This is a genomic window from Candidatus Woesearchaeota archaeon (assembly GCA_026394965.1).
Lineage (GTDB): Archaea > Nanobdellota > Nanobdellia > Woesearchaeales > 0-14-0-80-44-23 > JAPLZQ01.
In genome coordinates this window covers 1-3957 of record JAPLZQ010000062.1, presented here as the reverse complement: position 1 = coordinate 3957, position 3957 = coordinate 1, and the positions used below count along the sequence as shown (strand labels likewise).

Here is a 3957-nt window from a genome sequence, read left to right as displayed (position 1 = left end):
TCTCTTGTCATATTTCAGGATTAAATCTGTTTTTCCGCTTAAAATTCTTAGAAATATATTGTTAAATACATTCTCTCTAATAACTCACACCTCTTATTAATGATTTAATGTTTCAATAATTTAAAAATTAGTGTATTTTGCAGAATAATAATCTTAAATCTTTTGTTCAGATTCTGTTTTTCAGTTTCATATCTTTATCTCAATTCCCCTTATTGACTTCAAGTCCTTTATGGACTTTTCTGCGGGGAGTGCTGTCCTGAAGAGGCTCCAGAAAACTTTTATCAGCCAATCAATCCATTCCTTATCAGTTATCTCATAGAATGCGTATGTCTTGTTCTCTATCTCATCCTTGCTGTAATCTTCAGGGTTAAGGATTTCCTTGAACCTCACAAGCTCATCATCTATAACAAATGCCCTTAGCGGCTGCTCGCACTGCCGGATTTCAACCATGTCTTTACCAAGCTTGTGATTTATCTCAAGCATCTTAACAATGTTCTTGTAGCTTGCAATGTCAACCCTTGAAAGGATTTTTATCTGAACGCCCTTCCTTGCAATCTCCTCAAACACAGAAATGAGCTTTTCCTTGCCCTGGGAAAGGTTCGCCCAGGAAAAATTCCCGGAGAATATGAACACTTCTTTTTTTGCGCTTCTCAATATTCCTGCAATATCCTGCTTGACTGTTGTTGCTTCCTCGCCCTGCTGTTCAACAAAAGCGCTTCTCTTTTTTGAGTCTGCGAACTGGTAAATATTGAATGGCGAGAAATCTTCTTTTGTGCGCCCTGATTTTATCTGTTCAAAAAGCCTTTCCTGAACTTCTGATGAGTACATCTTTTCATTGCTGTTCCAGTAGACAATCTTCAGCGCGCCCCTTGTTCCCTTGCGGAATATTCTCACTGCAATTATTCCAGAGCGCTGGACAATCTGCTCAACATAGGAGTCAGCTGTTCTCCAGTTTTTGTGGATGAGAGACGCAATCTCGCTTATTGTGCACGGCTTTTTGTAGGCAAATTCTATTATCCTTTTTTCTGTATCTGAATCAAGCGGCATAAAAAATGAAAATCTTTTTTGTCTTATATACTTTTGCATTTTGATGATTCACTGTTGCATTAACAACATTAAATTTTATTCTCGGATAATCGTCGGATTAAGATAACCAGATACAACACCATGCCATTATTTTTCCAATAAAATATTTATCAAATGCAACTCTATTGTATTCCCTTACTTTTTTTGAGGTGATAGGATTGGTTTGCTGGAACAAGGATGCTGAGTCAGAGCTTAAGTTTTTGCTTGCAAAGAACCTGTGCCCGGGCTTGAACCCTCTTGAGAAGCACAGGGCTCTTGAACTGATAGATGAGCCGGTTTATTCTGATTTTGAGTGCTGGAAGTGCCCAGGAAAAAGGAAAAAGAAGGCGATTTATGACACAGGGCTGTGCAGGGAGCACGCATACTACAATCTTGTAATAAGAAGGTAATGATTCTAATATCTGGAAAACTTTAAAAACAAGGGAAAACTCTCCTTCTTAATGAAAGCGCAAAAATCAGATGAGGCAGATTCACAGTCAAAGATTGGGATAACCACAAAGAAGGCAGACGACCTTTCTGAGTGGTACAACCAGGTTGTCCTGAAAGCAGGACTTGCAGATTACTCCTCAATACGAGGATTCATGATAATAAAGCCCCTTGCCTATGCAATCTGGGAGAACATACAGAAAAGCTTTGATGCACGAATAAAAAAAGACGGGGTAAAGAACGCATACTTCCCTCTCCTGATACCGGAATCATTCTTCAAGAAAGAGGCAGAGCACGCAAAAGGATTCTCGCCCGAGGTTGCCTGGATTGCAAACAAGGATGAGGACTCTGGAGAACGGCTTGCAATAAGGCCGACTTCTGAGACAATAATCTGCGACTCATATGCAAAATGGGTGAGAAGCTACAGAGACCTTCCCATACGGCTCAACCAGTGGTGCAATGTCTTAAGATGGGAAGTCAAGGCGACAAAGCTGTTCTTAAGAACCAGGGAGTTCCTATGGCAGGAGGGGCACTGTATCTATGAGACAGCTGAGGAAGCAGAAAAAGAAACACTGCTCTACCTTAAGGAATACAAGTCATTAATAGAAAATGAGCTTGCAATACCTGTTCTTTACGGAAAGAAAACAGAAAGGGAGAAATTTGCAGGCGCAGTATACACTATGACTACAGCAGAGTTGAGTTCGTGGGCAAGGACAAGGAAAAGCACTTCCCTCATTACATCTCATGGGGAACAAGCACAAGAATGATTGGGGAAATAGTCATGGTGCACGGAGACGACAAGGGGCTTGTGATGCCTCCAAGAGTTGCTCCCCAGCAGATTGTAATAGTTCCAATACTTTTTGGAGACGAGAAAAAAGACGGCCCGGTTCTATCTGAGGCAGAGAGAATAAGAAAAGAGCTTGCTACTCACTTCAGCGTTGAGATAGACGCAAGAACAGAGTACAGCGCAGGATGGAAATTCAATCAGTGGGAAATGAAAGGCGTTCCTTTAAGGATTGAAATCGGACCACGCGACGTCGCAAAAGGCGAATGCGTTTTTGTAAAGAGAAACACAGGGGAAAAGATTTCAGTAAAGGCATCTGAGATAAGGGAAAAAGCCAAGGAAACACTTGAAAATATCCAAAATGAGATGTTTGAGAAGGCAAAGAAATTCCTGTATGACAACATTGAAAATGTTTCAACAATCGCTGAGCTCAAGAAGGCAATAGCGCATCATAAGATGGCGAAAGCGCCTTTCTGCGGAAGGCCTGAATGCGAGGATGCAATAAAGTCAGGGATTGAAGGGATGACAACAAGGTGCATCGCCCCTGACGAAAAGCCAGTGCATTCTGCAAAGTGCATTGGGTGCGGCAAGGAAGCAAAAGAGCTCGTATACTTCGCAAAGAACTACTGAAATTTATTTTTTTATTGAATTCTTAAATATCTCAAGAGCATTAATTCTTTTTCCCTAATTATTATTAACTAATTAGTAGTTAAAAAAACAACAGTTTTTTAAATTCAAAGCCATTTTCTCCAATTCAGGTGCTATTCAATGATACTTGAGTTTTTCAGGGAATGCTTTAAGGGATTCTGGAACCTGGTGTGGGGGCTTGAGCCAGAGGAGCTTGTAATCTACGCATTCAGGGAGAGCAACAGGAACTTTCTTCTTAGGGGAACAAAGCTCGGCTTTATCGCAAGGATTCTCCTCTTTTCGCTTCCGTTTTTCTTTCTGAGAATATTCATTCCCAATCCTGCTCTTTCGATTCTCGCTCTTGTTCTTGCCTTTGCAGTTCTTGCATTGCTTTCTCTTGCTGGTTACTTCTACTTCATCGCAATAAACCGGCTCGCACGCAGCAATAGAATGGGCGGGATATTCATTTCTGTAATACTGCTTTTCCTTCTTATTCTGATACTCTGAATTTTTTTTCCAAATCTTCTCAGCAATATTTATAAAGTTCCTGCAATGCATCATTTAAGTTTGGAAAGATGCAATCCTATTCCCTGAAATCAAAGCAGAAGAAAAAGAGCGAGCAGTCTTCAGTTTCTTCTGGGAGAAGCGCACTTAATGAAAGGCTCGCTTTTGAGGCGGTCTCAAGGGAGATTCAGGTTTTAAGACTGCGGGAAATTCTTGTGCTTTCAGGATTTATTCTCGGAGCAGCAGGATTAAGGGCTACAATGCAGTTTCTTCCGAGCGTTGAGCCCCTGACTTTCTTTGCTATGCTTTCAGGCTTTCTTTTCGGGAAGAAAAAGGGCTTCATTGCAGGCGCTTCATCATTATACCTTTCAAATTTCCTTGTTTTCGGCGGACAGGGGCCCTGGACTTTATTCCAGGCATTGGGCTTCGGAATAGCCGGATTCCTGGGTGGATTTCTTAAGGGAAATCCCGGAAGGATTGGGAAGGCTGCGCTTTTTGCAAAGGTAATTTTCATTTCCTTCATCTCAACA

Annotated in this window: 4 protein-coding genes and 1 pseudogene; 4 read left to right on the top strand and 1 reads right to left on the bottom strand. The window is 41.3% G+C overall.

Features of this window, described 5'->3' with window-relative positions; genetic code table 11:
- Positions 1-186: 186 nt before the first annotated feature.
- Entirely contained in the window at positions 187-1047 is an 861-nt protein-coding gene (locus tag NTV63_02540) for a hypothetical protein (protein MCX6709811.1), read from the bottom strand.
- A gap of 197 nt (positions 1048-1244) precedes the next feature.
- Between NTV63_02540 and NTV63_02535 the strand changes: the two genes are divergently transcribed.
- The 4 genes and pseudogenes from NTV63_02535 to NTV63_02520 form a co-directional block, all read left to right on the top strand.
- On the top strand, positions 1245-1475 hold the full coding sequence (locus NTV63_02535; protein MCX6709810.1) for a hypothetical protein: 231 nt from the start codon (positions 1245-1247) through the stop codon (positions 1473-1475).
- 51 nt (positions 1476-1526) lie between these two features.
- Positions 1527-2926, top strand: a pseudogene (locus NTV63_02530) (His/Gly/Thr/Pro-type tRNA ligase C-terminal domain-containing protein).
- Positions 2927-3064: 138 nt separating this feature from the next.
- Positions 3065-3430 (top strand): hypothetical protein, encoded by a 366-nt coding sequence (locus tag NTV63_02525; protein MCX6709809.1) that lies wholly within the window; start codon positions 3065-3067, stop codon positions 3428-3430.
- Between the two features lie 68 nt (positions 3431-3498).
- A partial coding sequence (locus NTV63_02520) for a hypothetical protein (GenBank protein MCX6709808.1) occupies positions 3499-3957 on the top strand: 459 nt, incomplete at its 3' end.

What these genes read in the sequence shown, in the direction of transcription:
- NTV63_02525 (MCX6709809.1), top strand. Translation starts at nt 3,065, where the DNA reads ATGATACTTGAGTTTTTCAGGGAATGCTTTAAGGGATTCTGGAACCTG.
- NTV63_02540 (MCX6709811.1), bottom strand. Translation starts at nt 1,047, where the DNA reads ATGCCGCTTGATTCAGATACAGAAAAAAGGATAATAGAATTTGCCTAC.